The 26,168-nt window shown below is 65.7% G+C and carries 21 protein-coding genes and 1 riboswitch; of the genes, 10 read left to right on the plus strand and 11 right to left on the minus strand.

Annotation, left to right across the window (positions count from 1 at the left end):
* Positions 1–71 precede the first annotated feature (71 nt).
* Positions 72–1,547 carry a DegQ family serine endoprotease gene (locus PQU96_RS11400; RefSeq protein WP_272772466.1) on the plus strand — a complete coding sequence of 492 codons (1,476 nt, stop codon included), beginning with the start codon at positions 72–74 and terminating at the stop codon, positions 1,545–1,547.
* A gap of 175 nt (positions 1,548–1,722) precedes the next feature.
* Positions 1,723–3,105, plus strand: coding sequence for an ATP-dependent RNA helicase DbpA (dbpA, locus tag PQU96_RS11405; protein WP_272772467.1), 1,383 nt, complete (start codon positions 1,723–1,725; stop codon positions 3,103–3,105).
* A 65-nt stretch (positions 3,106–3,170) separates the two neighbouring features.
* On the opposite strand, the gene PQU96_RS11410 is transcribed toward dbpA, so the two are convergent.
* Positions 3,171–4,760 (minus strand): response regulator, encoded by a 1,590-nt coding sequence (locus tag PQU96_RS11410; protein ID WP_272772470.1) that lies wholly within the window; start codon positions 4,758–4,760, stop codon positions 3,171–3,173.
* 242 nt (positions 4,761–5,002) lie between these two features.
* Positions 5,003–5,899, minus strand: a complete 897-nt coding sequence (locus tag PQU96_RS11415) for a LysR family transcriptional regulator (RefSeq protein WP_272772471.1) — start codon at positions 5,897–5,899, stop codon at positions 5,003–5,005.
* A 96-nt stretch (positions 5,900–5,995) separates the two neighbouring features.
* Between PQU96_RS11415 and PQU96_RS11420 the strand changes: the two genes are divergently transcribed.
* Positions 5,996–7,249 carry an MFS transporter gene (locus PQU96_RS11420; RefSeq protein ID WP_272772472.1) on the plus strand — a complete coding sequence of 418 codons (1,254 nt, stop codon included), beginning with the start codon at positions 5,996–5,998 and terminating at the stop codon, positions 7,247–7,249.
* A gap of 3 nt (positions 7,250–7,252) precedes the next feature.
* Here PQU96_RS11420 and PQU96_RS11425 read toward each other — a convergent pair whose 3' ends face one another.
* Complete coding sequence (locus tag PQU96_RS11425) at positions 7,253–7,888, minus strand: YitT family protein (RefSeq protein WP_272772474.1); 636 nt, start codon at positions 7,886–7,888, stop codon at positions 7,253–7,255.
* A gap of 153 nt (positions 7,889–8,041) precedes the next feature.
* On the minus strand, positions 8,042–8,923 hold the full coding sequence (locus tag PQU96_RS11430) for a LysR family transcriptional regulator (protein ID WP_272772476.1): 882 nt from the start codon (positions 8,921–8,923) through the stop codon (positions 8,042–8,044).
* 116 nt (positions 8,924–9,039) lie between these two features.
* Between PQU96_RS11430 and PQU96_RS11435 the strand changes: the two genes are divergently transcribed.
* The gene (locus PQU96_RS11435; protein ID WP_272772478.1) at positions 9,040–9,642 is read left to right on the plus strand and encodes a LysE family translocator; all 603 of its coding nucleotides are present in this window, start codon (positions 9,040–9,042) and stop codon (positions 9,640–9,642) included.
* A 55-nt stretch (positions 9,643–9,697) separates the two neighbouring features.
* On the opposite strand, the gene mmuM is transcribed toward PQU96_RS11435, so the two are convergent.
* From mmuM to PQU96_RS11450, 3 genes are all read right to left on the minus strand, one after another.
* Entirely contained in the window at positions 9,698–10,636 is a 939-nt protein-coding gene (gene mmuM, locus PQU96_RS11440; RefSeq protein WP_272772479.1) for a homocysteine S-methyltransferase, read from the minus strand.
* A gap of 63 nt (positions 10,637–10,699) precedes the next feature.
* Entirely contained in the window at positions 10,700–12,571 is a 1,872-nt protein-coding gene (locus tag PQU96_RS11445) for a methyl-accepting chemotaxis protein (protein WP_272772480.1), read from the minus strand.
* A 205-nt stretch (positions 12,572–12,776) separates the two neighbouring features.
* Positions 12,777–13,673, minus strand: a complete 897-nt coding sequence (locus PQU96_RS11450) for a LysR family transcriptional regulator (RefSeq protein WP_272772481.1) — start codon at positions 13,671–13,673, stop codon at positions 12,777–12,779.
* A 115-nt stretch (positions 13,674–13,788) separates the two neighbouring features.
* Between PQU96_RS11450 and PQU96_RS11455 the strand changes: the two genes are divergently transcribed.
* The 3 genes from PQU96_RS11455 to PQU96_RS11465 all read left to right on the plus strand — a co-directional run bounded on the left by PQU96_RS11455 (position 13,789) and on the right by PQU96_RS11465 (position 17,694).
* Positions 13,789–14,433: an NAD(P)-dependent oxidoreductase gene (locus tag PQU96_RS11455; protein ID WP_272772482.1), complete on the plus strand. Its 645-nt coding sequence runs from the start codon at positions 13,789–13,791 to the stop codon at positions 14,431–14,433.
* A gap of 181 nt (positions 14,434–14,614) precedes the next feature.
* Positions 14,615–14,704, plus strand: a riboswitch (glycine riboswitch).
* Positions 14,705–14,953: 249 nt separating this feature from the next.
* Entirely contained in the window at positions 14,954–16,207 is a 1,254-nt protein-coding gene (gene glyA / locus PQU96_RS11460; RefSeq protein ID WP_272772483.1) for a serine hydroxymethyltransferase, read from the plus strand.
* An 86-nt stretch (positions 16,208–16,293) separates the two neighbouring features.
* Positions 16,294–17,694: an L-serine ammonia-lyase gene (locus PQU96_RS11465; protein ID WP_272772484.1), complete on the plus strand. Its 1,401-nt coding sequence runs from the start codon at positions 16,294–16,296 to the stop codon at positions 17,692–17,694.
* A 96-nt stretch (positions 17,695–17,790) separates the two neighbouring features.
* Here PQU96_RS11465 and PQU96_RS11470 read toward each other — a convergent pair whose 3' ends face one another.
* Both PQU96_RS11470 and PQU96_RS11475 read right to left on the minus strand, forming a co-directional pair.
* Complete coding sequence (locus tag PQU96_RS11470; RefSeq protein WP_272772485.1) at positions 17,791–19,032, minus strand: NAD(P)/FAD-dependent oxidoreductase; 1,242 nt, start codon at positions 19,030–19,032, stop codon at positions 17,791–17,793.
* 104 nt (positions 19,033–19,136) lie between these two features.
* Positions 19,137–19,916, minus strand: coding sequence for a transporter substrate-binding domain-containing protein (locus PQU96_RS11475; protein ID WP_272772486.1), 780 nt, complete (start codon positions 19,914–19,916; stop codon positions 19,137–19,139).
* A gap of 417 nt (positions 19,917–20,333) precedes the next feature.
* On the opposite strand from PQU96_RS11475, the gene PQU96_RS11480 reads away from it, so the two are divergent.
* Together PQU96_RS11480 and PQU96_RS11485 are read left to right on the plus strand one after the other, a co-directional pair.
* Positions 20,334–21,302 carry an ornithine cyclodeaminase family protein gene (locus PQU96_RS11480; RefSeq protein WP_272772488.1) on the plus strand — a complete coding sequence of 323 codons (969 nt, stop codon included), beginning with the start codon at positions 20,334–20,336 and terminating at the stop codon, positions 21,300–21,302.
* A gap of 113 nt (positions 21,303–21,415) precedes the next feature.
* Entirely contained in the window at positions 21,416–22,042 is a 627-nt protein-coding gene (locus PQU96_RS11485; RefSeq protein ID WP_272772489.1) for a helix-turn-helix transcriptional regulator, read from the plus strand.
* Between the two features lie 77 nt (positions 22,043–22,119).
* On the opposite strand, the gene PQU96_RS11490 is transcribed toward PQU96_RS11485, so the two are convergent.
* Positions 22,120–23,127: a nucleoid-associated protein gene (locus PQU96_RS11490; protein ID WP_047966046.1), complete on the minus strand. Its 1,008-nt coding sequence runs from the start codon at positions 23,125–23,127 to the stop codon at positions 22,120–22,122.
* 74 nt (positions 23,128–23,201) lie between these two features.
* Positions 23,202–24,956 carry an ABC transporter transmembrane domain-containing protein gene (locus tag PQU96_RS11495; RefSeq protein ID WP_272772490.1) on the minus strand — a complete coding sequence of 585 codons (1,755 nt, stop codon included), beginning with the start codon at positions 24,954–24,956 and terminating at the stop codon, positions 23,202–23,204.
* A 135-nt stretch (positions 24,957–25,091) separates the two neighbouring features.
* Between PQU96_RS11495 and corA the strand changes: the two genes are divergently transcribed.
* On the plus strand, positions 25,092–26,063 hold the full coding sequence (corA, locus tag PQU96_RS11500; RefSeq protein WP_272772491.1) for a magnesium/cobalt transporter CorA: 972 nt from the start codon (positions 25,092–25,094) through the stop codon (positions 26,061–26,063).
* Positions 26,064–26,168 lie beyond the last annotated feature (105 nt).

Below are 26,168 nucleotides of genomic sequence, written 5' to 3' on the forward strand. Positions count from 1 at the left end.
TAGTTTTCACCCAGTTGAAGTTTTGCCGCAAAACCTCATCTGCAAAGTACACCATTAAAAGGAAAAGCCAGGTGAACCCGTACCAGAGGCTGGTCATTGTGGCCGGCATCGCCGCTGCCCTGGGTGGCTGCGGCAAAATCGAAGGCCTGTTCAAAGACGAAAAGCCGGTTTCCACCGTCGCCATTCCGGCGCAAAACGGCCAGGTCGCCATGCTGTTGCCCGACTTCACCCTGCTGGTGGAGCGTGAAGGCCCGTCCGTGGTCAACATCCAGGCCAGCCGTGCCGACAGCACTCCGCGCCAGAGCGAACTGCCGATTCCGGTACCGGAAGACGATCCGCTGTACGAATTTTTCCGCCGCTTCATGCCGCCGAACGCGCAGCAGGATCCGGCACCGGCGCAGGACAGCGTGTCCTTCGGCTCCGGCTTCGTATTCAGCCAGGACGGCTACATCCTCACCAATGCTCACGTGGTCAGCGGCAGCAACCAGATCAAGGTGATGCTCACTGACAAGCGTGAAATGCGCGCGCGCCTGATCGGCCTCGACAAGCGCACCGACGTGGCGGTGCTGAAGATCGACGCGGCCAACCTGCCCACCGTCAAGATCGGCACCCCGGACGCGCTGAAAGTCGGCGAATGGGTCGCCGCCATCGGCGCACCGTTCGGCTTCGAGAACACCGTCACCGCCGGCATCGTGTCGGCCAAGGGCCGCAGCCTGCCGGACGAGAGCTACGTACCCTTCATCCAGACCGACGTGGCGATCAACCCCGGCAACTCCGGCGGCCCGCTGTTCAACCTGAAGGGCGAAGTGGTCGGCATCAACTCGCAAATCTACAGCCGCTCCGGCGGCTTCATGGGCATCTCGTTCGCGATCCCGATCGACCTCGCGATGAAGGTGGCCGACCAGCTGAAGACCAGCGGCAAGGTCAGCCGCGGCCAGCTGGGCGTGCACATCCAGGAAGTCTCGAAAGAGCTGGCACAGTCCTTCGGCCTCGACCGGCCGCGCGGTGCACTGGTGGTGCGCGTCGAGCCGCAAGGCCCGGCCAGCAAGGCCGGCCTGCTGGTCGGCGACATCATCCTGCGCCTGAACGGCCAGCTGGTGGAAAACTCGCGCGACCTGCCGCGCATGGTCGGCGACCAGCCGCCGGGCGCCACCATCAAGCTGGGCGTGTGGCGCAAGGGCAGCGAACGCAATATCGACGCCACCCTGATCGAGCTGCCGGGCGAACAGCTGGCCACACCACAGGGCAACAACAGCCCGGCGCTGCCGCAGAGCTACCGTTTCGACCAGCTGGGGCTGACCCTGTCCGAGCTGAGCGCGGACGACAAGGAGGCGCTGGGCGTGCGCGGCGGGCTGGTGATCCAGCAGGCGCAGGGCGTGTCGGCGCAAGCCGGGCTACAGAACGGCGACGTGATCATCGGCCTGAACCAGACGGAGATCAGCAATATCCGCAGCTTCGAGCGCGCGCTGCAAAGCGCCAAGGGCAATATCGCGCTGCTGGTACGCCGCCAGGACAGTACGCTGTACGTGCCGCTGCGCCTGAACTGACGCTTGCGGCCAACCTTGTACCCGTCGTGAACCACCCCGCTGCGGCGGGGTGGTTCGCATTCGGCGCCGCGTGCAGCAGGACACCTGTTTACCATCCGCTGCCGCCGAAAGGTTGGCCGCAGCCGCCCTTGCTGCTACACTCCGCCCCTTGCTGATTAATCAACGCCAAGTCATTGTGAACAAAGCCAAATTCTCCTCGCTCCCCCTGCCGCAAAACCTGCTCTCCAATCTGGACAGCCTCGGCTACCACAGCATGACGCCGATCCAGGCCGAAAGCCTGCCCGCCATCCTCGATGGCCGTGACGTGATCGCGCAAGCCAAGACCGGCAGCGGCAAGACGGCGGCGTTCGCACTGGGCCTGATCAACAGCCTGAATCCGCGCTGGTTCGGCGTGCAGGCACTGGTACTGTGCCCGACGCGCGAGCTGGCCGACCAGGTGGCGCAGGAAATCCGCCGCCTGGCGCGCGCCATCGACAATATCAAGGTCATCACCCTGTGCGGCGGCACGCCGATGGCGCCGCAACGCGCGTCGCTGGAGCACGGCGCCCATATCGTGGTTGGCACCCCGGGCCGCCTGCAGGACCACCTGTTCCGCGAATCGCTGAACCTCAGCGGCGTGCAGACGCTGGTGCTGGACGAGGCCGACCGCATGGTGGACATGGGCTTCATCGAGGAAATCGTCGGCATCGTGCGCGCCTGCCCGCGCCAGCGCCAGACCATGATGTTCTCCGCCACCTACCCGGACAATATCCGCAAGCTGGCCGAGCAGTTCATGAAGAACCCGCTGCAGGTGAAGGTGGAATCGCTGCACGACGACAGCAAGATCGAGCAGTGGTTTTACGAGATCGACCCGGACCAGCGCCTGGACGTGGTGGCGCGCGCGCTGCAGAGCGTGCGGCCAACCTCGGCGCTGGCGTTCTGCAACACCAAGCAGCGCTGCAAGGAGCTGGTGGCCGAGCTGGAACAGGCAGGCTTCTCCGCGCTGGCGCTGTACGGCGAGCTGGAACAGCGTGACCGCGACCAGATCCTGGCGCGCTTTGCCAACAAGAGCACCACAGTGCTGGTGGCCACCGACGTCGCCGCCCGCGGCCTGGACATCAAGGATCTGGATCTGGTGATCAACGTCGACGTGGCGCACGATCCGGAAATCCACATCCACCGCATCGGCCGTACCGGCCGCGGCGACAAGCACGGCCTCGCGCTGACCCTGGTCAGCCCCAGCGATGCGCGCCGTGCCTCGGCGGTAGAGGAATACCAGAAGTCGCCGCTGATCTGGGGCGAAGTCAGCGAACTGAAGCCGGCCCCCGGCGGCCCGCTGCTGCCACCGATGCTGACGCTGGAAATCGGTGGCGGCAAGCGCGACAAGCTGCGCCCGGGCGACATCCTCGGCGCGCTGACCGGCGAAGGCGGCGTGGCCGGCAACCAGGTCGGCAAGATCATGGTGTTCGAGTTCTGCACCTTCGTCGCGCTGGATCGCGGCATCGCCGAGCAGGCGATGGCGCGGCTGTCGGCGGGCAAGATCAAGGCCAAGAGCTACAAGATGCGCTTCGTCAGCTAAGGCGCGACCAGCCCATGCAAAAGCCCGGATCACCGATCCGGGCTTTTTCGTGACCTGCCGCCGGCTCAGCCTTCTGACAGGATCTCGCGCTTGGACAGGATGGCGTTGAAGCCCTGCACCCGTTCGTGATCCTGCGGCAGCCATTTCATCAGCTGCAACACCTTGTCCAGGCTCTCCGGCGCGCTGTCCTGCAGCAGCAGCGAACAGGCGTTCATGCCGAGGCGGTCGTTGCGCGTCTGCGTGGCCACGCCGTACAGCATCAGTGCCGCCTGCTGTTTCTGGCCGTTCTTCGCCATCGCCACCGCCTGATCGTTGGCTGTCTGCAGCGTGGCATGCGCCGCCTCGATCGCCGCGATCATCGCCTGATTGTCGCGTGACAGCGCGGTCATCAGCGTGACGTCCTGGTGGTTCTTCACGAAGCGCAACGCCAGTTGCTGCAGCCATTCGCCGGCGCTGTTACCTTCGATGTCGTGCGGCAGGCGCGCCACCGCCTCGATGAAACGGGTCGCGTCACGCCAGCCGGTCTGCGGCTGCAGCAGCAGCGCCGCCGCCTGCCGCAGCAGCGCCACGGCGTCGGTATAGCGCTTGCGCCCCAGCGTCGACAACGCGCGGCAGACCAGCAGCAGGAACTGGTCGGCCTCGCCCTTGAGCATGCCGCCAAGCTCTTGCGACAGACGATCCATCTTTTCCAGCTGCTCGCCCTCGCTATAGGCCTGCAGCAGATCGACCATCACCCCGGGGCCGAAGGCGCTGTTGTTGCGCCCGATCAGCACCGCCTTTTCCAGATAGTTGGCCGCTTTCAGCGGATCACCGACATTCAGCGCCGTTTCGCCACAGGCGCACAGGCGGTGGAAGTTGCGCGGCGACAGCACCACCGCCTTTTCCAGGATGGACAATGCTTCCTGGAACTGGCCGGCATGGGACAGGTTCTGTGCCAGCGCGTCGTAGGCGTCGGTGTAGCTGGGCGCCTCGGCGATGATCTCGTTGAGGATGACCGTGCTCTGCTCGATGTCGTCCTGTTCCTTCAGGATGCGCACCATGCCCATCTTCGCCCACGGAATCGCCTTCATCGCCAGGATTTTCTCGTAAACCTGCCGCGCATCGCTGAACTGGTCGTTGAGCATGTAGGTTTCAGCCATCAGCCGCAGCACGTCCATCACCTGTACATTGTTTTCGGCGATGCTCTCCAGCTGGCGCAGGATCAGCAGCGCCTGCGGCACCTCGCCGGCCAGCAGCTTGAGGTGGGCCGGGCGCAGGAACAGCTTGCGCTGCAGCGCGAGGCGCAGGCGCTCGAACAGGGTCTGGCTGGAAAACGGCTTCAGGATGTAGTCGTCCGGCGCCACCTCGGCGGCGGCAACCACACGTTCGTACTTGCGCTCGCCGGTGATCATGATCCACACCGAGGTCAGCGGATAGGCATTGCTGCGACGCAGCATCTCCAGCAGCTCCTGCCCGCTCATGCCCTCGCCCAGGTTGTAGTCGCACAGCACGACGTCGAACTGCTTGCGCCGTATCCGCTGCAGACCATCGGCGGCATTAACCGCCGCCTCGGAGCGGGTGATGCCGACCTGGGCCAGCATCGCGCGCAGCGACTGCCGCACGGTATGCGAGTCCTCAATAATCAGCACCGTGGTGCTTTCATCGAACGCGTTCACACGCTCTCCTTGTTTTTTCTTATTGGCCGGTGATGGTGAGGCTGGCTGCGGTCTGCGCGACAGCCTCCATCGCGGCAAGACGCCTTTACCACCATAGCCCCGAACACCACCAGCAACCAGCTTGAGCCGCAGCAAGAACCCGGTTTTTCAGGCCGGGGCCCATTCTTGCAGCGGCCCGCCTGCGACACGGACAGACTGGCGACGATTATCCGGCGCCTTATACGCGGCCTTCCGGCGCGACCTCACGACACGGCGGCCAACCCCGAGAGGATGCTGTTAAAGGCGGCCACTAGCGGTGAGGCCTCGTCGGCGCGAGTTGCTACCGCCAGTGACAAATAAGCGCGATCATCTGTAAGTGGAATGTAACACACCCCGTCCAGCTGCACGCAGGCCAGCGGCGACGGCAGGATGGCGATACCCAGCCCGGCGGCGACCAGCGCGATCTGCGTCATCGCTTCACCAGAGGTCTGGGCGATGCGCGGCTGGAATCCGGCAGCCTGCGCCAGCTGCCGGATCAGCGCCGGCAGACCGGTGGACGCCCCCGGCGGATAGACGATGAAGCCCTCGTCGCACAGCTCGGCAAACGCCAGCCGGGTGCGCGCCGCCAGCGGATGGTCGCGGCGGAGCACCACGCACAGCCGGTCGCGACGCAGCTCGCGACGGGAAACGCCGGGCACCACCTCGTCGCCGTTGTAGCGCACGAAGCCGACATCCAGCCGCTGCTGCTGCAACGCGAGGTACTGATCGCCGGTAAACATCTCCTCCAGCTTGAGGCTGACCGCCGGATAGCGTTCGCGATAGTGGCGCAGACTGTCCGGCAGCATGCCGGCCAGCGGCATCGACGAGGTAAACGCGATGCGCAGCTCGCCGACCTCGCCGCGGCCGGCCCGACGCGCCTCCTCGGCGGCGGCCTCGGCATCGGCCAGCAGGCGCCGCGCCCGCAGCAGCAGGCGTTCGCCGGCCGTGGTCAGCAGCACCCGCCGTTTGCTGCGCTGGAACAGCTGTACCCCCAGCTCCGCCTCCAGCGCCTGGATTTGCTGGCTGAGCGGCGGCTGACCGATGTGCAGCCGCTCTGCGGCACGGGTGAAGTGCAGCTCCTCGGCCACGGTGACGAAATAACGCAGATGACGCAGCTCCATTAATCGCTTTCAGATATGAATTACCACTGAAATATATATTGGACTGTATTTCTGGCCAAGCCTAGCATCGGCTTGTCTCCTACGCGGTGCCTTGTCATGACCAGCTATTGCGCCTCCCTGCCGTCCCCCTGCCCCATCCCGCCGGCCACGCCCGCCGGCGGCAAACTGGTCGCCGGCTCCGCCGCCTACCGTCGCACCGGCTGGGCGCTGTTCTGCGCCGGCTTCGCCACCTTCGCAATGCTCTACGGCGTGCAGCCGCTGCTGCCGCTGTTCTCTGCCGAATTCGGCACCGGCGCCGCCCGCGCCAGTACCGTGCTCTCCGCCGGCACGCTGTCGATGGCGCTGATGCTGATCCCGGCCAGCCTGCTGGCCGACCGCCTCGGGCGCAAGCCGCTGATGGTGGCCGCCCTGCTGGTCGGGGCGCTGCTGACCTTGGCCGCAACGCTGACGCAGGGCTTTGGCGCGCTGGTCTGGTCGCGCGCGGCCTTCGGCATGGTGCTGGCCGGCCTGCCGGCGGTGGCGATGGCCTACCTGAGCGAGGAGGTGGAAGCCAGCTCGCTGGGCAAGGCGCTGGGGCTGTACATCGCCGGCAATGCGCTGGGCGGCATGAGCGGCCGCTATCTGGCGGCGCTGCTGGCCGATGTCGCGGGCTGGCGCCTGGCGCTGGCGGCACTCGGTGGCCTCGGCCTGCTGGCGGCGGCACTGGTGTGGAGGCAGCTGCCGGCCTCGCGCCACTTCCAGCCTTCTCGCGGCAATCTCGCACAGCTGTGGCACAACGGCAGCCGTCACTTTGCCGATGCCGGCCTGCCGTGGCTGTTCCTGTCCGCCTTTTTGCTGATGGGCTGCTTCGTTAGCCTGTACAACTACCTTGGCTACCGCCTGCTGCAGGCACCGTTCAGCCTCAGCCAGAGCCAGATCGGCCTGGTGTTCCTGCTGTACGTGGTGGGGATCTGGTCGTCGGCGTGGGTCGGCACCCTCGCCGACCGCCTCGGACGGCGCAACGTGCTGTGGCTGATGATCGTGGTGATGGCGGCCGGTCTGCTGCTGACACTGCCGCAGCAGCTGTGGCTGGTGGTCGCCGGCGTCGCGCTGTTCACCTTCGGCTTTTTCGGCGCGCACTCGGTGGCCAGCAGCTGGGTCGGGCGCCGCGCGCTGCAGGCACGGGCGCTGGCGTCGGCCTGTTACCTGACCGCCTACTACGCCGGCTCCAGCGTGATGGGCACCTTTTCCGGCGTGCTGTGGGAGTCGCACCACTGGCCGGGCGTGGCGGCCTGCCTTGGCCTGTTGCTGCTGGCGGCACTGGCCATCGCACTGCGCCTGCGCCGGCTGCCGCCGCTTCCGGGCGCCTGAGCCTCACATCGCGATATAGCGGTCCGGCCGGTGATTGAAGCCGATCACCATGTTCAGCGCCAGCGCGCCGAGGATGGAGCCGAGCAAGGCCGGCAGGCTGACCATGAACAGCGACGCCAGCAGGATCAGCAGGTCGACGCCCAGCTGCAGTTTGCCGGCACGGATGCCGTGGCGGTCCTGCAGGTACAGCGCCAGGATGTTGATGCCGCCCAGGCTCGCCTTGTGGCGGAACAGCGCGATAAAGCCCATGCCCATCATCAGGCCGCCGACCACGCCGCTGTAGAACGGGTCCAGCGGCCCGAAATGGGCAAACTGCGCGTGCAACCCGGAAAACAGCGACAGCAGGCTGACCGCGACAAAGGTCTTGATGGTGAACGCCCAGCCCATGCGCTTCAGCGCCAGCCAGTAGAACGGCACATTGATCAGCGAGAACACCACTCCGAACGGGATGCCGCTCTGGTAGTGGATCAGGAAGGCGATGCCGGCGGTGCTGCCGGTGAGCAGGCCGGCCTGCTTGAACATCGCAACGCCAAAGGCCACCAGCAGCGTGCCGACCAGGATCGCCAGAATGTCTTCCAGCAGGGTATGGGAAACGTCGTTGGTTTCGGAATCCAACAGGGTGTGGCCGGCGCTTGTCATCTCGAATCATTCCGCAGTGCAATATGTCAGCTGCGGATTGTAGCCAGCCGTGCGCCAAAAACAATAAATCCAGATCAAAAAACCCGTGAATGACAAGTTTTTGCATTAATTCAAGAATATCAAGCAATCCTGCGCAATATAATTTTCAGACCGTCACGCGCCGACTATCCTGTTTGCATGCAAGACCAGCGTCTGCTGCATGCTGTCCGCCAGCCACGCCGCAAACGCCTGCTGCCGCGCATCCTGCGCCAGTGGCTGCAGCGACAGCAGCACGTAGTGGCTGCCGTCGGCGACAAAACCGGCCGGCGCCTGCAGCGTCTGCGCCGCCAGATCGTCGGCCACCATGAACAGCGACGCCATCGCCACCCCCAGCCCGGCCAGTGCCGCCTGCAGGCTGAGGTAGAAGTGCTCGAACTCGCGGCTGCCAGCCAGCACCATCGCCGCCGCCGGCTGCAAGCGCTGCCACTCCGGCCACGCCTGTGGCCGTGAACGGGTGTGCAGCCGCACCGCGGCCGCCTGTTCACGACAGACCGGCCCGACATGCTCTGCGGCCAACCTTTGCACGCAGTAGTGCGCCGGCAGGGCGAAGTCATCGCGCCGGATCGCCAGCTCGACATGGCCGCTCTCCAGCCGCACCGCGCCGCCGGCGGCGCTGAGGTGGACCTCGATATCCGGATGCAGCGCATGGAACTGCGGCAGGCGCGGAATCAGCCAGCGCATCGCCAGCGTCGGCTCGCACGACACCGCGAGTGGCGGCGTGGCGGTGGGCTGCAGTTGCGTCACCGCCTGCTGCAGGGTGTACAGCGCCTCGCCGCAGGCGGCAAACAGCCGGGTGCCGGCGGCGCTGAGGAAGACCGCGCGGTTGCGGCGCTCGAACAGCGCCACGCCCAGCTGCTCTTCCAGCAGGCGGATCTGGCGGCTGACCGCGCCGTGCGTCACGCATAGCTCATCGGCCGCGCGCACGAAGCTGCCGTGGCGGGCAGCGGCCTCGAACACGCGCAAGGCGTTCAGCGACGGTAGTGCGGCAAAGCTCATCGGTTAGTTTTTCTCACGTAAATCAGGCAAAAACCATCGTTATTCATTTTCAGGACAAAGCGTGACAATGACGGTCATCCGTTTACCCTTCACCAAACTCACCGAAAGTATACGCAATGACCGAACTGTTTGCCGTGATGACCATTACCCTGCTCGCCGTGATCAGCCCCGGCGCCGACTTCGCCATGATCAGCCGCAACAGCCTGCTGTACGGCAAACGCGCCGGCCTCGCCGCCGCGCTCGGCATCGGCCTCGGCGTGCAGGTACACGTGATGTACACCCTGCTCGGCGCCAGCCTGTTGCAGGAGACGCCGCTGTTGCTGCAACTGCTGCGCGTGCTGGGCGCCGGCTATCTGGTGTACGTCGGCTGGAGCACCTTCCGCAGTGCCGCCGTCAACGAGGCCGCGGCGCTAGACAGCCACGGCCGCGCGCTGCGCAACGGCTTTCTGACCAACGCGCTCAACCCCAAGACCATGCTGTTCGTGATCAGTACCTATACCCAGGTCGTAGCCAGCAGCACGCCACTACCGGTACTACTCGGCTACGGCCTGTTCATGTCGCTGGCACATGTGCTGTGGTTTTCGCTGGTGGCGGTACTGCTGGCGCAGGACGGCTTGAGCCAGCGCCTGCTTGGCGTGCAGCTGTGGCTCAACCGCGGCATCGGCCTGCTGCTGATGGCGCTGGGCAGTCTGCTCGCCGCCGGCCCGCTGCTGCAATAAGCACTATGAAAAACGGCGACCAAGAGGTCGCCGTGGATGATGCCGCCGTGCCGATTTAGCCGCGCAGCCAGCCAGCCAGCGCGCGGATGTCGTCCGGCGAGGTGCGGCAGCAACCGCCGATGCAGCTGGCGCCGGCCAGACGCCACTGTCGCGCCGCCTCGGCAAAGGCCAGCGGATCGCTGCTGCCGTGCCAGGTCTTGGTCACCGCATCGTAGGCTTCGCCGGAGTTGGGATAGGTCAGCAGCCGCTTGCCGGTGCTTGCGGCCAACGTTTGCAGCAGCGGCACAATATGGCGCGGCGCGGTGCAGTTGACGCCCACCGCCACGATCTGCGGATAGGCTTCCAGCTCGGCTACCGCCGCCAGCAAGGGCGTACCGTCGCTCAGGTTGGCACCATCGCGGCAGGAGAAACTGATCCATGCCGTCGCCTGCGGGAAGTCCTGCTGCAGTACGCGCGCGATGGCACGCGCTTCTACCGCGCAGGGAATGGTCTCGCACGCCAGCAGATCCGGCGCGGCGGCCAGCAAGGCGGCAATGCGCGGGCGATGGAAGTCCATCAGCTCGGTCTCGCTGCGGCCGTAATCGCCACGGTATTCGGAACCGTCGGCCAGCATCGCGCCGTACGGTCCCACCGAGGCTGCCACCAGCGGCCTCTGGCGACCGGCATGGTTGGCCGCATCGGCCCAGAATTCGTCGCGCGCCTGCTGTGCCAGCTGCACCGAGCGCTGCATCAGCTCCGCGGCGGCGGCTTCGTCCAGGCCGCGCTTGGCAAAGCCGCTAAACGACGCCTGGTAGCTGGCGGTGGTGGCGACGTCGGCTCCGGCGGCGAAGTAGTCGAAATGCACCTGACGGATCAGCTCCGGCTGCTCGATCAGCACCCGCGCCGACCACAGCGCGTCATTCAGGTCACAACCGCGACGCTCCAGCTCGGACGCCATCGCGCCGTCCAGCACGACCGGGGCATCCTGGAAACGGGCAAAAGGATTGGCAAACATAGAACAGACTCCACAAAAAGAAAAACCCCGGCACAGGCCGGGGCTTGCTGCATGCAAGATGTATCACAGACGGAATTGCGACACCAGTGCCTTCAGCTGATCGCCGCGGCTGGCCAGTACCTGGATCGTCGCCAGCGCTTCCTGCAGGCTGCTGTCGGTCTGCTGCGCCATCGAGTTGACACGCTCGGCGCTGCGCGCCATTTCGTTGGTGGCGATGCCCTGCTCGGCGGTGGAGGAAGTGATCTCGCCCATGCGGGTGGAGATCTCTTCGGCGTTGCCCTTGATCAGCTCCACCTTGCTGGCCGCTTCGCGCGACAGGGTGACACCGGTTTCCACCTTCGCGTTGGTGGCGTCGGCATGGTCGATCGCCTCGCCGGTCTTCTGGATCACGGTATCGATCAGCTCGGCGATCTGCACCGTGGCGCTGGCGGTACGTTCGGCCAGCTTGCGCACCTCGTCGGCCACCACCGCGAAACCGCGGCCCTGCTCGCCGGCACGCGCCGCCTCGATCGCCGCATTCAGCGCCAGCATATTGGTCTGGTCGGCGATGTCGCGGATCACGCCGACGATGCCCTTGATCTGCTCGGACTGGCCGGACAGGTTGGACATCACACCCTGCAGCGACGATACCGCGCCAACGATGGATTCCACCTCGCGCGCCACTTCCGCCATCGCACGGTGCGAATCCAGCGAGTTGTCACGCGAGCGCGACACCAGCACCTCGGTTTCGCCGACGTGGTCGGCAATGTGGTTGATGCTGACGGTGATCTGTTCGATGGTGGCGGCGGTCGACGACAGCTCGGACGACTGCACGCGCGAATCCTGGGCGATCTGCTCCGCCACGCGGTTCAGGTCGGCGGCGTCGCGGGCCAGCGACTCGGACTCGTCACGCACGGTGAGGAACATCTCGCGCAGCTTGGCCACGAACTGGTTGAAGGCTTCAGCAATCTGGCCCACTTCGTCGCGGTTGCCGACCGGCAGCGTCTTGGTCAGGTCGCCGTGGCCGCTGGCCACTTCACGCATCGCATTGCGCAGCACCGACAGGCCGGACAGCATGCGCGCCACACCAACGTAGGCGAAGATGCCGGATACCACCAGCGCAACCACCAGCAGGCCAACCATCACCATCAGCAGCTGCGTTACCGGTGCCATTGCCGCAGCAACCGGCACCATCACACCGAGGAACCAGCCAGTCTTGCCTACCGGATACAGCGCGGTCAGGGTGTTTGTACCGTTGATCGACACATCCACGATCTGGCCATCCTTGCTCACCGCGTTCATGTCGTAGCCAGTCACCACCTCGCCGATCTTCTTCAGGCCGGAATCCTTGGCCGGATGCGCAATCACGGTGCCGTCGCCGGTTACCAGGAAGGCGTAGCCGTCACCCGGCAGCTTGGCGGCAACCACCTCGTCCACCACGCGCTGCAGTGTCACGTCACCACCGGCCACGGCCACCAGCTGGCCGCCATCCTTGCGCGCCTGCGCGAAGGTGATGATCGGGCGCTTGGTGGCGGCGTCGATATAAGGCGGCGACGCGATCGGGCCGTCGGCATCCTTGGCGGCCAGATACCAAGGTCGGCCGGTCGGGTCGTAGCCTTCCGGCACTTTGGCGGCACCGGTGAATTGGGTCATGGTCTTGTCTGGCTGACCGATGTACATGTCGTCAAAGCCGCCGGCGTCATGCGCCTGGTCCAGCACCGGCTGCAATTCGCCGGTACCGAAGCGCGGCAGCGCGGCAGCGACGATCTTCTGGCGGGTAGACACCCACTCGGCCACAAAGCTCGCCTTGCTGTTGGCGGCCTGGTTGATTTCGTTACGGATCGCACTGGACAGAGCGTCGCTCATCTTCCAGTACGCGACGGCACAGAACATGACAGCCAGTACCGTCAGTACCAGCAGCACGAAGGCCATCAGGCGAGTACGCAATGACATCATGATGTGTATTCCCCACTGAATTTTGTTAGTTATGGTGCGGCATAGTACTACTAAGCCCAGCTGTGGTTATTTGTTTATATTCACAAAGCCATTTCATGGCATTTCGTTAACAGCGAAATTTTGTATTCTGCGTACAATCCGCATTAATTGGCATTTTTATATAACTTAACTGAAAAAATACGGCAACAAATCACCCTTGCCAATGTCAAAGATGGCGTTCGCCACCCAAGGCCGCCTGCAATATCGACATAGCATGTCGCACTTTGGCAGGTTGCCCCTCCCGCCGTGGCGTTACCAGCCACAACGGCAGCTCCGGCAGGCTCCACTCGCCAAGCACCGGCTGCAGCAGACCGGAGGCCAGCTCCTTGCGCACTTCCGGTTCCGGCTGCAAGGACAACCCCAGCCCTTCCAGCACAAAGGCGCGTGCCGACAGGATATTGTTGCTGCTGATGCGCGGCGGCACCGACAACGTCACCGTTTCCGCACCGCGCGTCAACTGCAGCCGGCTCAAGCCCTCGTGCGACGCCACCCCAACCCAGTCGTGCTGCAGCAGCTCGACCGGACTGTGCGGCAGGCCATGTTTTGCAACATAGACCGGTGACGCGCAAATGACAAAACGCCAGTCCGCCAGATGGCGCGCCACCAGCGACGAGTCCTTCAGCTTGCCGGCCCGGATCGCGAGATCGATCTGCAGCTCCAGCAGGTCCACCATCTCGTCGTGAAAGAACAACTGCAGGCTGAGACCGGGGTTGGCCGCCAACAGCGGCGCCAGCGCGCCGCTGAGCACCCCGCCGGCCAGGCCGCTGGGCGCGGAGATGCGCAGCTCGCCCACCGGTGCGTCGCGCAGCGCTGACAGCTGCTGCTCAGCCTGCCGCGCCGCCGCCAGCATCGCCGCACAGCCCTGGTAAAACAGCTGCCCGGCCTCGGTCAGCGTCAGCTTGCGCGTGGTGCGCTGTAGCAGGGTGACGCCGTGGCGCTGCTCCAGCCGCCGCAGATGCTGGCTGACCGCCGACGGCGTGATGCCCAGGCTCTGCGCTGCCGCGTTCATCGAGCCTTTCTCGATCACCCGGGCAAACACCGCCATGCTGCGCAATTCGTCCATATTCATTATTTCAAATTAACAATCAATCCATTTTACGACGGATTATCGGAATGCGAACTTGCAATTACACTGCCTTCATCAATCACCGCCCGTCAGCGGGCAGCAAGGAGCACTCATGAAAATCGCACTGATCGGCGCCAGCGGCTTTGTCGGCTCGGCCATCCTGAAAGAAGTGCTGTCGCGCAATGTCGCCGTCACCGCCATCGCCAGCCGCCCCGAGCGCATCGCCGCTGCGGCCAACCTTGAGGTGGTCGCCGCCGATGCCTACGACGCCGACGCGGTGGCTCGTGCGGTGGCCAGCCACGACGTGGTGATCAGCGCCTTCAATCCCGGCTGGGACAAGGCCGACATCCGCGCGCTGTTCCTCGCCGGTCACCAGGCCATCGTCGCCGGGGTCAAGGCCGCCGGCGTGCCGCGCTTCATCGAGATCGGCGGCGCCGGCAGCCTGTTCGTCGCCCCCGGCGTGCAGCTGATCGACACCCCGCACTTCCCGGCGGAATACAAGGAAGGCGCCGAGGGCGCACGCCAGGCGCTGAACCTGCTGCAACAGGAAACGCAGCTGGACTGGGTGTTCGTGTCGCCGCCGGCGCTGCTGTCGCCGGGCGCGCGCAGCGGCCAGTACCGTCTCGGCGGCAACGAGCTGCTGATGGCCGGCGAAGCACCGGCCGGCATCAGCGACGCCGATCTCGCCGTGGCGGTGACGGACGAGGCGCTGCAGCCGCAGCACCACCGCCAGCGCTTTACCGTTGCCAGCGTCTGATTCACGCCGCGACCGCACACCTTATATAAGTATGCGGTTTTGCAGTGCAAACCCTGCCGAACGCCCGACCCGACTGGATCGGCGCGTTCGCGGCGGGGTTTTTTGTTGCAACAGCACATTGAATACTGTCGTCGATGCGTTGACAGCCGCGCGCCGCTTCACTAGATTGCGACCAGCCAATCAAGCCGCTGCAGGAGAGACTGTCATTCGCTGACAGCGCCGAAGGGGAATCGCCCCGGAAACTCTCAGGCAAAAGAACTGCAGCGACGTCTGGCACTCTGGAGAGTAGATCAGCCGCAAGGCCGGATCTCGCCGAAGGAAGCATGGCCCGGTGGATACACCGTGCGCCGCAATCTCTCAGGCAAAGGGACAGAGGGGGCATCGTCCGGCAGACGCCGGGCGGGCGCCATTGTCCTTTGAGCCGCACATCCATGCGTCAACGCCCTGCCCGACCCTGCCGCCACTACCAGCGCGGTTGCGGCCAACCTTTGCCGTTCGCGCCAAGAAAAAGGAATGCACGATGTTTACCAAAGAGATGGAGATTGCCGGTTTCGACGACGCACTGTGGGCCGCGATGCAGGCCGAGGCACAACGCCAGGAAGACCACATCGAGCTGATCGCCTCCGAGAACTACACCAGCCCGCGCGTGATGCAGGCGCAAGGCAGCCAATTGACCAACAAATACGCCGAGGGCTATCCCGGCAAGCGCTACTACGGCGGCTGCGAGCACGTCGATGTCGCCGAACAGCTGGCCATCGACCGCGCCAAAGAGCTGTTCGGCGCCGACTACGCCAACGTGCAACCGCACTCCGGCAGCCAGGCCAACGCCGCGGTATACATGGCGCTGCTGCAGCCGGGCGACACCGTGCTGGGCATGAGCCTGGCGCACGGCGGCCACCTCACCCACGGCGCCAAGGTCAACTTCTCCGGCAAGATCTACAACGCGGTGCAGTACGGCATCAACGTGGACACCGGCGAGATCGACTACGACGAAGTGCAAAGGTTGGCCGCAGAACACCGGCCGAAGATGCTGGTCGCCGGCTTCTCCGCCTACTCGCTGGTGGTGGACTGGAAGCGCATGCGCGAGATCGCCGACAGCGTCGGTGCGTATTTCTTTGTCGACATGGCGCACGTCGCCGGCCTGGTGGCCGCCGGCCTGTACCCGAACCCGGTGCCGCACGCGCACGTGGTCACCACCACCACCCACAAGACGCTGCGCGGCCCGCGCGGCGGCCTGATCCTGGCGCAGGCCAATCCGGAGCTGGAAAAGAAACTGCAGTCGCTGGTCTTCCCCGGCATCCAGGGCGGCCCGCTGATGCATGTGATCGCCGCCAAGGCGGTGGCCTTCCTCGAAGCGCTGCAGCCGGAATTCGTCGATTACCAGAAACAGGTGCTGGCCAACGCCCGCGCCATGGTGGCAGTATTCCAGCAGCGCGGCTACACCGTGGTGTCCGGCAAGACCGATGACCACCTGTTCCTGTTGAGCCTGATCGACAAGGGCCTCACCGGCAAGGCCGCCGACGCCGCACTGGGCGCCGCCTGCATCACCGTCAACAAGAACGCGGTACCGAACGACCCGCAAAGCCCGTTCGTCACCAGCGGCATCCGCATCGGCAGCCCGGCCATCACCAGCCGCGGCTTCAAGGAAGCGGAAGCCGGCCAGGTGGCGCACTGGGTGTGCGACATCCTCGACGACATCGACAACCCCGATGTCGCCGCCCGCGTGAAACGCCAGGTGGCGGAGCTGTGCGCCGCCTTCCCGGTTTACCGCTAAGCAGCAGCGGGCGCCGTCATTCCGACGGCGCCCGACTATAGTTAAAACAGAACCTGCCCCGCAGGCACCACCTCAAGAGAAGCAACATGGCAATCAGTGTTTTTGATTTGTTCAAGATCGGCATCGGCCCTTCCAGCTCCCACACCGTCGGCCCGATGCGCGCGGCGCGACAATTCGTCGCCCGGCTGGAAAAGGATGGCCTGCTGGCGCAGACCGCCGCGGTCAAGTCCGAAATGTTCGGTTCTCTCGGTGCCACCGGCAAAGGCCACGGCAGCGACGTGGCGGTGCTGCTCGGGCTGCAGGGCGAACACCCGGATCTGGTCGATACCGACGCCGTCGACGGCATGCTGGCCGCCATCCGCAACAACAAGCGCATCGCGCTGCTGGGCACGCACGAGATCGACTTCATCGAGTCCGAACACCTGATCCTGCACAAGCGCAAGGCGCTGCCCTACCACCCTAACGGCATGATCTTCGAGGCGTTTGCCGCCGACGGCAGCAGCCTGTCCAAGCGCGCCTACTACTCGGTGGGCGGTGGCTTCGTGGTCGACGAGGCGGCGATCGACGCAGGCTTCGTGCCGCCCGGCGTCACCGAGCTGAAGCACCCGTTCAAGAGCGGCGCCGAGCTGCTGGCACTGTGCCAGCGCCACGGCAAGAGCATCAGCCAGATCATGCTGGAGAACGAGCTGGCGTGGCGCAGCGAGGAAGAAGTGCGCGCCGGCCTGCTCAACATCTGGCACGTGATGCAGGGCTGCGTGAAGCGCGGCTGCGAGCGCGAAGGCATCCTGCCCGGCGGCATGAAGGTCAAGCGCCGCGCCGCCGACATGCACCGCAAGCTGCTGTCGTCGCCGGAAGCGGCGCTGCGCGACCCGCTGACGGTACTGGACTGGGTCAACCTGTACGCACTGGCGGTGAACGAGGAAAACGCCGCCGGCGGCCGCGTGGTGACCGCGCCGACCAACGGCGCCGCCGGCATCATCCCGGCGGTCCTGCACTACTACGCGCGCTTCATCCCCGGCGCCAGTGACGACGGCATCGTGCGCTTCCTGCTCACCGCCGGCGCCATCGGCATCCTGTTCAAGCTCAACGCCTCCATTTCCGGTGCCGAAGTCGGCTGCCAGGGCGAAGTCGGCTCCGCCTGTTCGATGGCGGCCGGCGGCCTGGCCGAAGTGCTGGGCGGTACGCCGGAGCAGGTGGAAAACGCCGCCGAGATCGGCATGGAACACAACCTGGGGCTGACCTGCGATCCGGTCGGCGGCCTGGTGCAGGTGCCGTGCATCGAGCGCAACGCAATGGCGTCGATCAAGGCCATCAACGCGGCGCGCATGTCGCTGCGCGGCGACGGCCAGCACTTCGTGTCGCTGGATCGCGTGATCAAGACCATGCGCGATACCGGCCGCGACATGAGCACCAAGTACAAGGAAACCGCACGCGGCGGGCTGGCGATCAACGTGATCGAGGTACCGGTCAACATCGTCGAGTGCTGAGTCAGCCTGTCACAGGATCTGCGGCCAACCTTGCACGTTGGCAGCAATGACAAAGCCCGCCTTATCGGCGGGCTTTTTGCATTCACGCGTCCGGTGCTACAGGAAGCGCGCCGGCGCGTACGGCGCCGGATCGGTGAACGGCGTCTCGCCGCAGATCACCTGCGCCAGCAGTTGGCCGCACACCGGCCCCAGCGTCAGGCCGTGGTGGGCGTGGCCGAAGTTGAACCACAAGCCCTTGTGGCGCGGCGCGGCGCCCAGCGCCGGGCGCATGTCCGGCAGGCACGGGCGGCTGCCCAGCCACGGCGTGGCGTCCAGCCGCTCGCCCAGCGGAAACAGCCCGCGTGCCAGCGCCTCGGCCTGCTCCAGCTGCGCGTAGTTGGGCGCGGCGTCGCGTCGCGCCAGCTCCACGCCGGTGGCGATGCGCAGGCCGCGCTGCATCGGCGCCACCACGAAGCCGCCTTCCACGTCGGCCACGGTGTAGTTCAGCCCCGGCCCCAGCGGCTGGTAGTGCATGTGGTAGCCGCGCTTGGTCTGCAGCGGGATGCGGTAGCCCAGCGGCTGGAAGATGTCGTCGGACCACGGCCCCATCGCCACCACCACCTGCGCCGCGCGCAGCGTGCCCTGCTTCGTACCGATCTGCCAGCCGCTGCCATCCGGGACCAGCGACGTGGCCTCCTGCTGCAGGAGCACCCCGCCCAGGCTTTCGAAATAGGCCGCATAGCCGCGGGTCAGCGCGCCGGGATCGCTGATGCGCTGCGGGTCGCGCCAGTGCACCGCGCCGGCAAAGCCCTCGCCAAGGCCCGGCTCGGCGGCGCGCAGCTGGGCCGCATCCAGGATCTGCAGTTGCAGGCCGTGTTCGGCGGCGATGCGGCGCGCGTTGGCGGCCTCGGCGGCAAAACCGGCCTCGGTGCGGTAGGCCTCGTACAGACCGTCGTCGCTGCACAGCCCGCGCATATTGGCCGCAGCGATCAGCGTGTCGTGTTCGTCCAGGCTGCGGCTGATCAGCGGCAGCATGTCGTGTGCAGCGGCGGCGAGGCGATGCGGCGCGGAGGCGCGGAAGTAGCGCCACAACCACGGCGCGCTCTGCAGCAGGCTGGACGGCTGGTAGCGCACGTCGGCGCTGCGGTTGCGGCCGATGCGCAGCACGCTGGCGATATTGCGCGGGAAGCCGTACGGCACCACGGCGGCGCGTTCCAGCAGGCCGGCGTTGCCGTGGCTGGTTTCCTCGCCGGGCGCGCGGCGGTCGAGCAGCGCCACGCGCAAGCCGCGCTGCTGCAGGGCGATGGCAGAAGAAACGCCGATCATGCCGGCGCCGAGGACGATGATGTCGAAATCCATGTTTGGCTTCTTTCAGATGCAGTTGCCATGGGCGCTGCGACCAGCGGCCATGACAACGGGATCTGCAAGGTTGGCCGCAGCCTGCGGCCAACCTTGCACGCCGCTTACTTGGCGATGATGTCGCGGTGGAAGTACTTCTGCGACAGCTTGCTGAGGGTGCCGTCCTGCTTCAGGCTGGCAATCGCCTTGTCCAGCTCGGCCTTGCGCGGGTCGCCCTTGCGCAGCCCCATGCCGGTGCCCTCACCCAGGGTGGCGAAGTCGCTGATCACGCCGCCGGCAAAGTCAAAGTCCTTGCCCTGCGGCTTGCTGAGGAAGCCTTCCATCGCAGTCTGCGCTTCCTGCACGCCGGCATCCAGACGGCCGGAGGCGAGATCAAGGAAGATCTGCGCCTGGTCGCGGTAGGCGACCACCTTCACGCCATTCTTCTCCCAGTGCTTGCGCACGAAATCTTCTTGGGTGGCGCCCTGCAGCACGCCGACGGTCTTGCCCTTCAGGCTGGCCACGGTCGGCGTCAGCTTGCTGTCGCGGCGCGCCACCATCTGGATCGGCACGATGTAGATCGGGGTGGTGAAGTCGATGGACTCGCGGCGCTTGGCGGTGATGTTCATCGCCGAGTTGATGACGTCGAACTTCTTCGCCTTCAGGCCGGGGATCAGGCCCTCGAACGAGGTTTCCACCCAACTGCACTTGGCGGCCATGCGCTCGCACACCGCCTTGCCGACATCGATGTCGAAGCCGACCAGCTGGCCGTCGGCCTGCTTGCTCTCGAACGGCGGGTAGAACGGCTCCAGCCCCATGCGCAGCGGCGCACCCTGCGCCATGACGGTGCCGGCGAGGCAGGCCAGCAGGGGGAAAACGGCAGTGCGAACGCGTTTGCTGATCATGAATAGTCTCCTTTGTTCCGTAGCGGGTAATGTCCCGTCCCGTTGTGCATGGTCTGGCCATGCCGCCTGCGTGGTTGGACAGCCGGCTGGCTGCGCTCACGTCTTGCTTGGGCTCGGTCACAAGATAGACAATATTTCCATTTTGGACAATTAATTTATAAAAAATCCGACCACCACCGGTACGGCACGGTAGTCACAGCCGGACAGGCCATGACAAAGACATGACTCGTAAAGCCATTTACCTGTGCAATAACAGACACTTGTACACCATACGCCGGGTGCAAAATACGGCAAGACGCGGCAAAAATGGTCACTGCACAATTTGTAGACTTTTTTTCCACAATAGAATTTAATACAACAAACAAGCCGCCAGCCGCAGCCCGGCCGCGCCCGACCACACCAATACGAGAGCCCAGCATGAACCCCATCGACCATCACGCCGCCCCCCTGCTCCTCACCCAGCAACAGGTGCGCGACTACCTGCCGGCGCTGCCGGTGCGCGCCGCGCTGAGCGCGCTGTTCCAGGCGCTGGCGAACGAGCGCGCGGTGCAGCCGGCGCAGACGCTAACCCTGTTCCCGCAAGGCGCCGGCGACGTCATCACCTATCAGGGCGTGCTGGCCGATGCCGGCGTGTTCGGCGCCAAGCTGTCGCCCTACATCGTCACCGACGGCCGCCCCATCATCAGCGCCTGGACCAGCCTGATGTCGATGCACACCGGCCAGCCGCTGCTGTTCTGCGATTCCGGCCTGCTGACGGCCGAGCGCACCGCCGGCACCAGCGCGCTGGCCATCGAGCTGCTGGCGCGGCAGGACAGCCGCCAGCTGACGCTGATCGGCTGCGGCGCGCTGGGCCAGGCGCACCTGCGCCACGTGCTGCCGCTGCGCGACTGGCAGCGCATCCGCGTGTACGCGCCGGACCTTGCCGCCAAGCCGGAGCTGCAGCAGCAACTGCAGGCGCTGGATGCGCGCATCGAGATCAGCGTCAGCGTCGACGCCGCCTGCGACAACGCCGACGTGATCATGCTGTGCACCTCCTCTGCCAGCCCGGTACTGGATCCGGCCACGCTGAGCAAACCGGCGCTGATCACCTCGATCAGCACCAACGCCGTCAACGCGCACGAGGTGCCCCCGGCCAGCCTCGCCGCGATGGACGTGTACTGCGACCACAAGCACAGCACGCCGGACAGCGCCGGCGAGATGGTACTCGCCAGCCAGGAGGGTAGTTGGCAGCGCGAGCGCATCGTCGGCGATCTGGCCGATCTGGTCAGCCAGCGCTGCGCGTTGCCGGATTACCAGCGCCCGGTGTTCTTCCGCTCCATCGGCATGGGCTTGCAGGACATCGCCATCGCCTGCGCACTACTGCAACAGGCGCAGGCCGCGCGATGAGTCCGCCCCGGGACGGCGCGGACGCTCTAGCGGCGGCCGGCGGGCGCGAGGCTTGTGCCCTGCCCGCCGCATCAGGCACTATCGCTGTCCCTGCCGTTGCGCCCGAACCGACCATGACGCCCAGCCCCACGCCGCAGCAACTGCTGCTGTCGCGCTACAGCCACCTCGCCGACAGCATCGCCAAGCTGTTCTTTCCCTACGCCGAGGTGGTGATCCACGACCTGGACAGCCAGCGCGTGCTCTACCTCGCCAACAACCTGTCGCGGCGCGAAATCGGCGACGAGGCGGCGCTGGAAGAAATCGAGCGCACCATCGCCGAACGCTATGTCGGGCCGTACGAGAAGGTGAACTGGGACGGTCGCAAGATGCGCTGCGTCAGCTCGGTGCTGTTCGACGACGCAGGCTCCGCACTGGGGGTGATGTGCATCAACTTCAACATCGCGGTGTTCGAGGACATGCACGGCATGCTGGGCATGCTGCTGAAGGGCGCTGGCCTCGTGGAACAGCCGGCGGAGCTGTTCCGCGACGACTGGCAGGAGCGCATCAACACCTTCATGCACCGCTGGCTGCAGGAGCGGCAACTGGCGCTCAATACCCTGTCGCGCCAGCACCGCAAGGAGCTGGTCGAGGCGCTGTACGCCGAGGGCGCCTTCAACGGCAAGAGCGCCACCCACTACATCGCCAACGTGCTCGGTCTCGGCCGCGCCACGGTGTACAAATACCTGCAGACGCTGAAATAGCCCGCCGCCAATGAAAAAGGTTGGCCGCATGACTGCGGCCAACCTTTTGTTGTCTGCGGCCCGTGCGGGCCGGCGACTTACTGTTTTTGCAGCAGCCGCAGCGTAATCTGCAGCTCGCCGTTGTCACCCTTCACCGTCTGCACGTTCTGCAGGCTGAGATCGGACGGCAGCAGCAAGCTGATGCCATTGCCGACGCCAACCTTGCTCCAGCTCTTTTCCAGCCGCCGCGCCATGCCCTGCGCCGGCAGCCGCACGTCGCTCTCCAGCGCAAAGCCATAGTTCTCGGCGGCGCTGTCGAACAGGCGCCCGACCTGCTCCGGCTCGACGTAGCGCTCTGCCATACTGCCCATCTGCCGCGGCGACACTTCCGGCACCGTCTTGCACAGCGTCATTACCTCGTCCTTGAAGCGCACCTGCGCCAGCGGGTCTTCGATCTCTTCCGAGATCTGTTCCATCACCTCGGCCACCAGCTTGCTGCTACTGCTGGTATCCGGCACCCGCATCGCCTGCAGGAAGTCGTCGAGCCAGAACTTGGCCTCGTGGCCCTGGCGGTCGACCGCGTACAGCAGCGGGCCGTTTTCCAGGATCAGTGCACCCTTGTCGATCAGGCGCGGGTTGATACCGCTGGCGTGGCTGATGTCGAACACCTCGCCACTCTCGACGATGGTCAGGAAATCCTCCTGGATCTCCGCCTTGAACACGCCTAGCGCGCGCTGCGGGCTGTCCGCTTCACCTAGGCCCGAGAACAGGATCACCAGCAGGTCGCCGGCAGCGATGTTCGGGTGCTGCGAGCGCGCGAACAGGTGCTTGGCGATGCGCTGCGACACCTCCAATAGATCGACGTCGCCGCGGAAAAACTGCCGCGTGTAGTGGTACAGCTCGTTGAGGTTGAGATCGGTCTCGTGGAAGAACTGGTACTTCTTCTTGTCGGAGACGATGCCCTTCAGGTAGCCGTCCAGAATCAGCGCCGACACCGCCTCGTCCACGCCGATGGCCTTGTGCGACAGCTGCAACGGCTCGCCGCGCGCCGGATTGCCGACACGGTGTACCACCAAACGCTCTACCCTGGATTCGCTAATCAGCATGCTCGGATCTGTCCTCATTCAATCAAGGCGCGATTATCGCCGCCCTTGCCCGCCACAACAAGGTTGGCCGCAGTTCAGCCAGCCAGCCCGAACTGCAAGGCGGCCAACCTCGCGTACAGCGGCGAGCGCTGTAGCAGCTCGGCGTGGGTGCCTTCCGCCACGATGCGCCCCTGCTCCAGCACCACGATGCGGTCGGCCTGCTTGACGGTGGCCAGCCGGTGCGCGATGACGATGGTGGTGCGCCCGGCGGCGGCGCGTTCCAGCGCCTGCTGCACCAGCTGTTCCGATTCGGCATCCAGCGCGCTGGTGGCCTCGTCCAGCAGCAGGATGGGCGGGTTTTTCAGGATGGCGCGCGCAATGGCGATGCGCTGGCGCTGGCCACCGGACAGGCGCACGCCGCGCTCGCCCAGGTAGCTGTGATAGTCCTCCGGCAGGCGCTCGATGAATTCGTGCGCGGCGGCGGCGCGGGCGGCGGCGATCACCTCCTCGTCCGTCGCCTCCGGCCGGCCGTAGCGGATGTTCTCCAGCGCGCTGGCACCGAAGATCACCGTATCCTGCAGCACGATGCCGATGTGGCGCCGCAACGCCTGCGGGTCCAGCTGCGCGATATCGGTGCCGTTGAGCGTGATGCGGCCAACTTGCGGATCGTAAAAGCGCAGCAGCAACTGGAACAGCGTGGTCTTGCCTGCGCCGGACGGCCCGACCAGCGCCAGCTGTTCGCCGGGGCGGACCGCAAGGCTGACGCCGGACAGCGACGGCTGCCCGGGGCGCGACGGGTAGGCGAAGCCGACGTCTTGCAATTGCAGACCGTCGCCCGTTGCCGGCAAGGGCAGCGGCTGCGCCGGCGGCTGGACCGGCGAGCGCTGCGCCAGCAGCGCCATCAGCCGCTCGGTGGCGCCGGCAGCGCGCTGCAGGTCACCCCACACCTCGGCCACCGCGCCGATGGCGCCGGCGGTCACCACCGCGTAGAGGATGAACTGCGCCAAGAGGCCGCTGGACATCTGCCCGGCCAGCACCGCGCGCGCGCCCAGCCACAGCACGAACACCACCGCGCCGAACACCAGCATGATCACCACCGCCGTCAGCTGCGACCGGGCACGGATGCGCGCCAGCGCGGTGTCGAAGCTCAGTGTCACCGAGCCGTCGAAGCGCACGGTTTCGCGCGCCTCCTGCGCGAAGGCCTGCACCGTCTGCACCGCGTTCAGCGTCTCGCCGGCCATGGCGCTGGAATCGGCGATGCGGTCCTGGCTGGCGCGCGACAGCGTACGCACGCGGCGGCCGAAGACCAGGATAGGCAGGATCACCAGCAACAGCGTCACCAGGATGTAGCCGGTCAGGCTGGGGCTGGTCACCGCCAGCATCACCAGCCCACCCAGCATCAGCAGCAGGTTGCGCAGCCCCATCGACAGGCTGGTGCCGATCACGGTCTGCACCAGCGTGGTGTCGGTGGTCAGCCGCGACAGCACCTCGCCGGTCTGCAGCGTCTCGAAGTATTCCGGGCTCATGCGGATCACGTGGCGGTACACCGCGCTGCGCACGTCGGCGGTGACGCGCTCGCCCAGCCACGACACCAGATAAAAACGCAGCGCGGTGAACAGCGCCAGCACCAGTGCCAGCCCCAACAGCGCCAGAAAGTAGGTATCGACCGCCTCGCGCTGCACGAAGGCGTGGTCGATCAGGTAGCGGAACGCCACCGGCAGCAGCAGCGTGGCCGAAGCCGCCACCAGCAGCGCCATGGCGGCCAGCAGCGCGCGGGTACGATACGGCCGCAGGAACGGCCACAGGCCGGACAGCGGGGTAAGACGTTGCAATAAACCCGGGCTAGCCACGGCAGCACTCCACAATTAGCATACGATGCGTAACAAGTGCCGCAACGGTACGCTTTTTTCAAGAGCGGCACCGCAATTGCCATCCCCATCCGGCGCCGCCCGCCCCGGCCGGCGCAGGTCACCACAAGGCCCCTCATGCTGATCAACTGTGTTGCCTACCGCCACGGCCAGAAACTCGGCGACATCACGGTAAGCGCCATTCCCGAACACCTGGCCCAGCCGGACTGCCTGGTGTGGGTCGCGCTGCAGGACCCGACCCCGGACGAAATCACCCACTTCGGCCACCAGTTCGCACTGCACCCGCTGGCGGTGGAAGACGCGCTGCACGGCCACCAGCGGCCGAAGCTGGAGGAGTACGGCGACACCCTGTTCCTGGTGATGAAGACGCTGGAGCCGGACCGCGAGAACGGCATCCACGTCGGCGAGGTCGACCTGTTCGTTGGCCGCAACTTCCTGCTGTCTATCCGCAACCGCACACGCAAAGGCTTCCAGGACGTGCGCGCACGCTGCGAGCGCGAGCCGCACCTGCTGGCGCACGGCAGCGGTTTCGTGCTGTACGCGCTGATGGATGCGGTGGTCGACCGCTACCTGGGCGTGATTCACCGGCTGGAAGACGAGCTGGACAGTATCGAAGGCCGGCTGTTTCTCAAGGGCAGCTCGGCGCGGCGCAATATCGCGGCGCTGTACGCGCTCAAGCGCAAGCTGATCGCCGTCCATCACGCCGCCGCGCCGCTGCACGAGGCCACCGCGCGGCTGTACGGCGGCCGCGTGCCGCCGCCCTGCCACGAGCTGCCGGAATATTTCCGTGACGTGGACGATCACCTGTCGCGCATCCTGCACACCGTGGAATCGCAGCGCGACCTGCTGGCCACCGCCATCCAGGTCAATATCGCGATGATCTCGCTGGACGAAAGCAGCATCAGCAAGAAGCTGGCCGCCTACGCCGCGCTGTTCGCGGTGCCGACCATGATCGCCGGCATCTACGGCATGAACTTCGACTACATGCCGGAGCTGCGCACGCCGCTGGGCTACCCGCTGTCACTGCTGAGCATGGTGGTGCTGGATGTGCTGCTGTGGCGCCGCTTCCGCCGTGCCGGCTGGCTGTAGCATTACGCAACTAAAAGTAAAAGATGTTATCGATTATTGGCGCTTTTACCCCCACCATGACATCGGTACACTCGAATCATTCGCTAAAGCAAAGCGTCCTCATCC

Source organism: Vogesella margarita, from assembly GCF_028548475.1.
In the GTDB taxonomy this organism is placed as follows: Bacteria; Pseudomonadota; Gammaproteobacteria; order Burkholderiales; family Chromobacteriaceae; genus Vogesella; species Vogesella margarita.

What these genes read in the sequence shown, in the direction of transcription:
- PQU96_RS11415 (WP_272772471.1), bottom strand. Translation starts at nt 5,899, where the DNA reads ATGGAGCTGCGTCATCTGCGTTATTTCGTCACCGTGGCCGAGGAGCTG.
- PQU96_RS11420 (WP_272772472.1), top strand. Translation starts at nt 5,996, where the DNA reads ATGACCAGCTATTGCGCCTCCCTGCCGTCCCCCTGCCCCATCCCGCCG.
- PQU96_RS11425 (WP_272772474.1), bottom strand. Translation starts at nt 7,888, where the DNA reads ATGACAAGCGCCGGCCACACCCTGTTGGATTCCGAAACCAACGACGTT.
- PQU96_RS11430 (WP_272772476.1), bottom strand. Translation starts at nt 8,923, where the DNA reads ATGAGCTTTGCCGCACTACCGTCGCTGAACGCCTTGCGCGTGTTCGAG.
- PQU96_RS11435 (WP_272772478.1), top strand. Translation starts at nt 9,040, where the DNA reads ATGACCGAACTGTTTGCCGTGATGACCATTACCCTGCTCGCCGTGATC.
- mmuM (WP_272772479.1), bottom strand. Translation starts at nt 10,636, where the DNA reads ATGTTTGCCAATCCTTTTGCCCGTTTCCAGGATGCCCCGGTCGTGCTG.
- PQU96_RS11445 (WP_272772480.1), bottom strand. Translation starts at nt 12,571, where the DNA reads ATGATGTCATTGCGTACTCGCCTGATGGCCTTCGTGCTGCTGGTACTG.
- PQU96_RS11450 (WP_272772481.1), bottom strand. Translation starts at nt 13,673, where the DNA reads ATGGACGAATTGCGCAGCATGGCGGTGTTTGCCCGGGTGATCGAGAAA.
- PQU96_RS11455 (WP_272772482.1), top strand. Translation starts at nt 13,789, where the DNA reads ATGAAAATCGCACTGATCGGCGCCAGCGGCTTTGTCGGCTCGGCCATC.
- glyA (WP_272772483.1), top strand. Translation starts at nt 14,954, where the DNA reads ATGTTTACCAAAGAGATGGAGATTGCCGGTTTCGACGACGCACTGTGG.
- PQU96_RS11465 (WP_272772484.1), top strand. Translation starts at nt 16,294, where the DNA reads ATGGCAATCAGTGTTTTTGATTTGTTCAAGATCGGCATCGGCCCTTCC.
- PQU96_RS11470 (WP_272772485.1), bottom strand. Translation starts at nt 19,032, where the DNA reads ATGGATTTCGACATCATCGTCCTCGGCGCCGGCATGATCGGCGTTTCT.
- PQU96_RS11475 (WP_272772486.1), bottom strand. Translation starts at nt 19,916, where the DNA reads ATGATCAGCAAACGCGTTCGCACTGCCGTTTTCCCCCTGCTGGCCTGC.
- PQU96_RS11480 (WP_272772488.1), top strand. Translation starts at nt 20,334, where the DNA reads ATGAACCCCATCGACCATCACGCCGCCCCCCTGCTCCTCACCCAGCAA.
- PQU96_RS11485 (WP_272772489.1), top strand. Translation starts at nt 21,416, where the DNA reads ATGACGCCCAGCCCCACGCCGCAGCAACTGCTGCTGTCGCGCTACAGC.
- PQU96_RS11490 (WP_047966046.1), bottom strand. Translation starts at nt 23,127, where the DNA reads ATGCTGATTAGCGAATCCAGGGTAGAGCGTTTGGTGGTACACCGTGTC.
- corA (WP_272772491.1), top strand. Translation starts at nt 25,092, where the DNA reads ATGCTGATCAACTGTGTTGCCTACCGCCACGGCCAGAAACTCGGCGAC.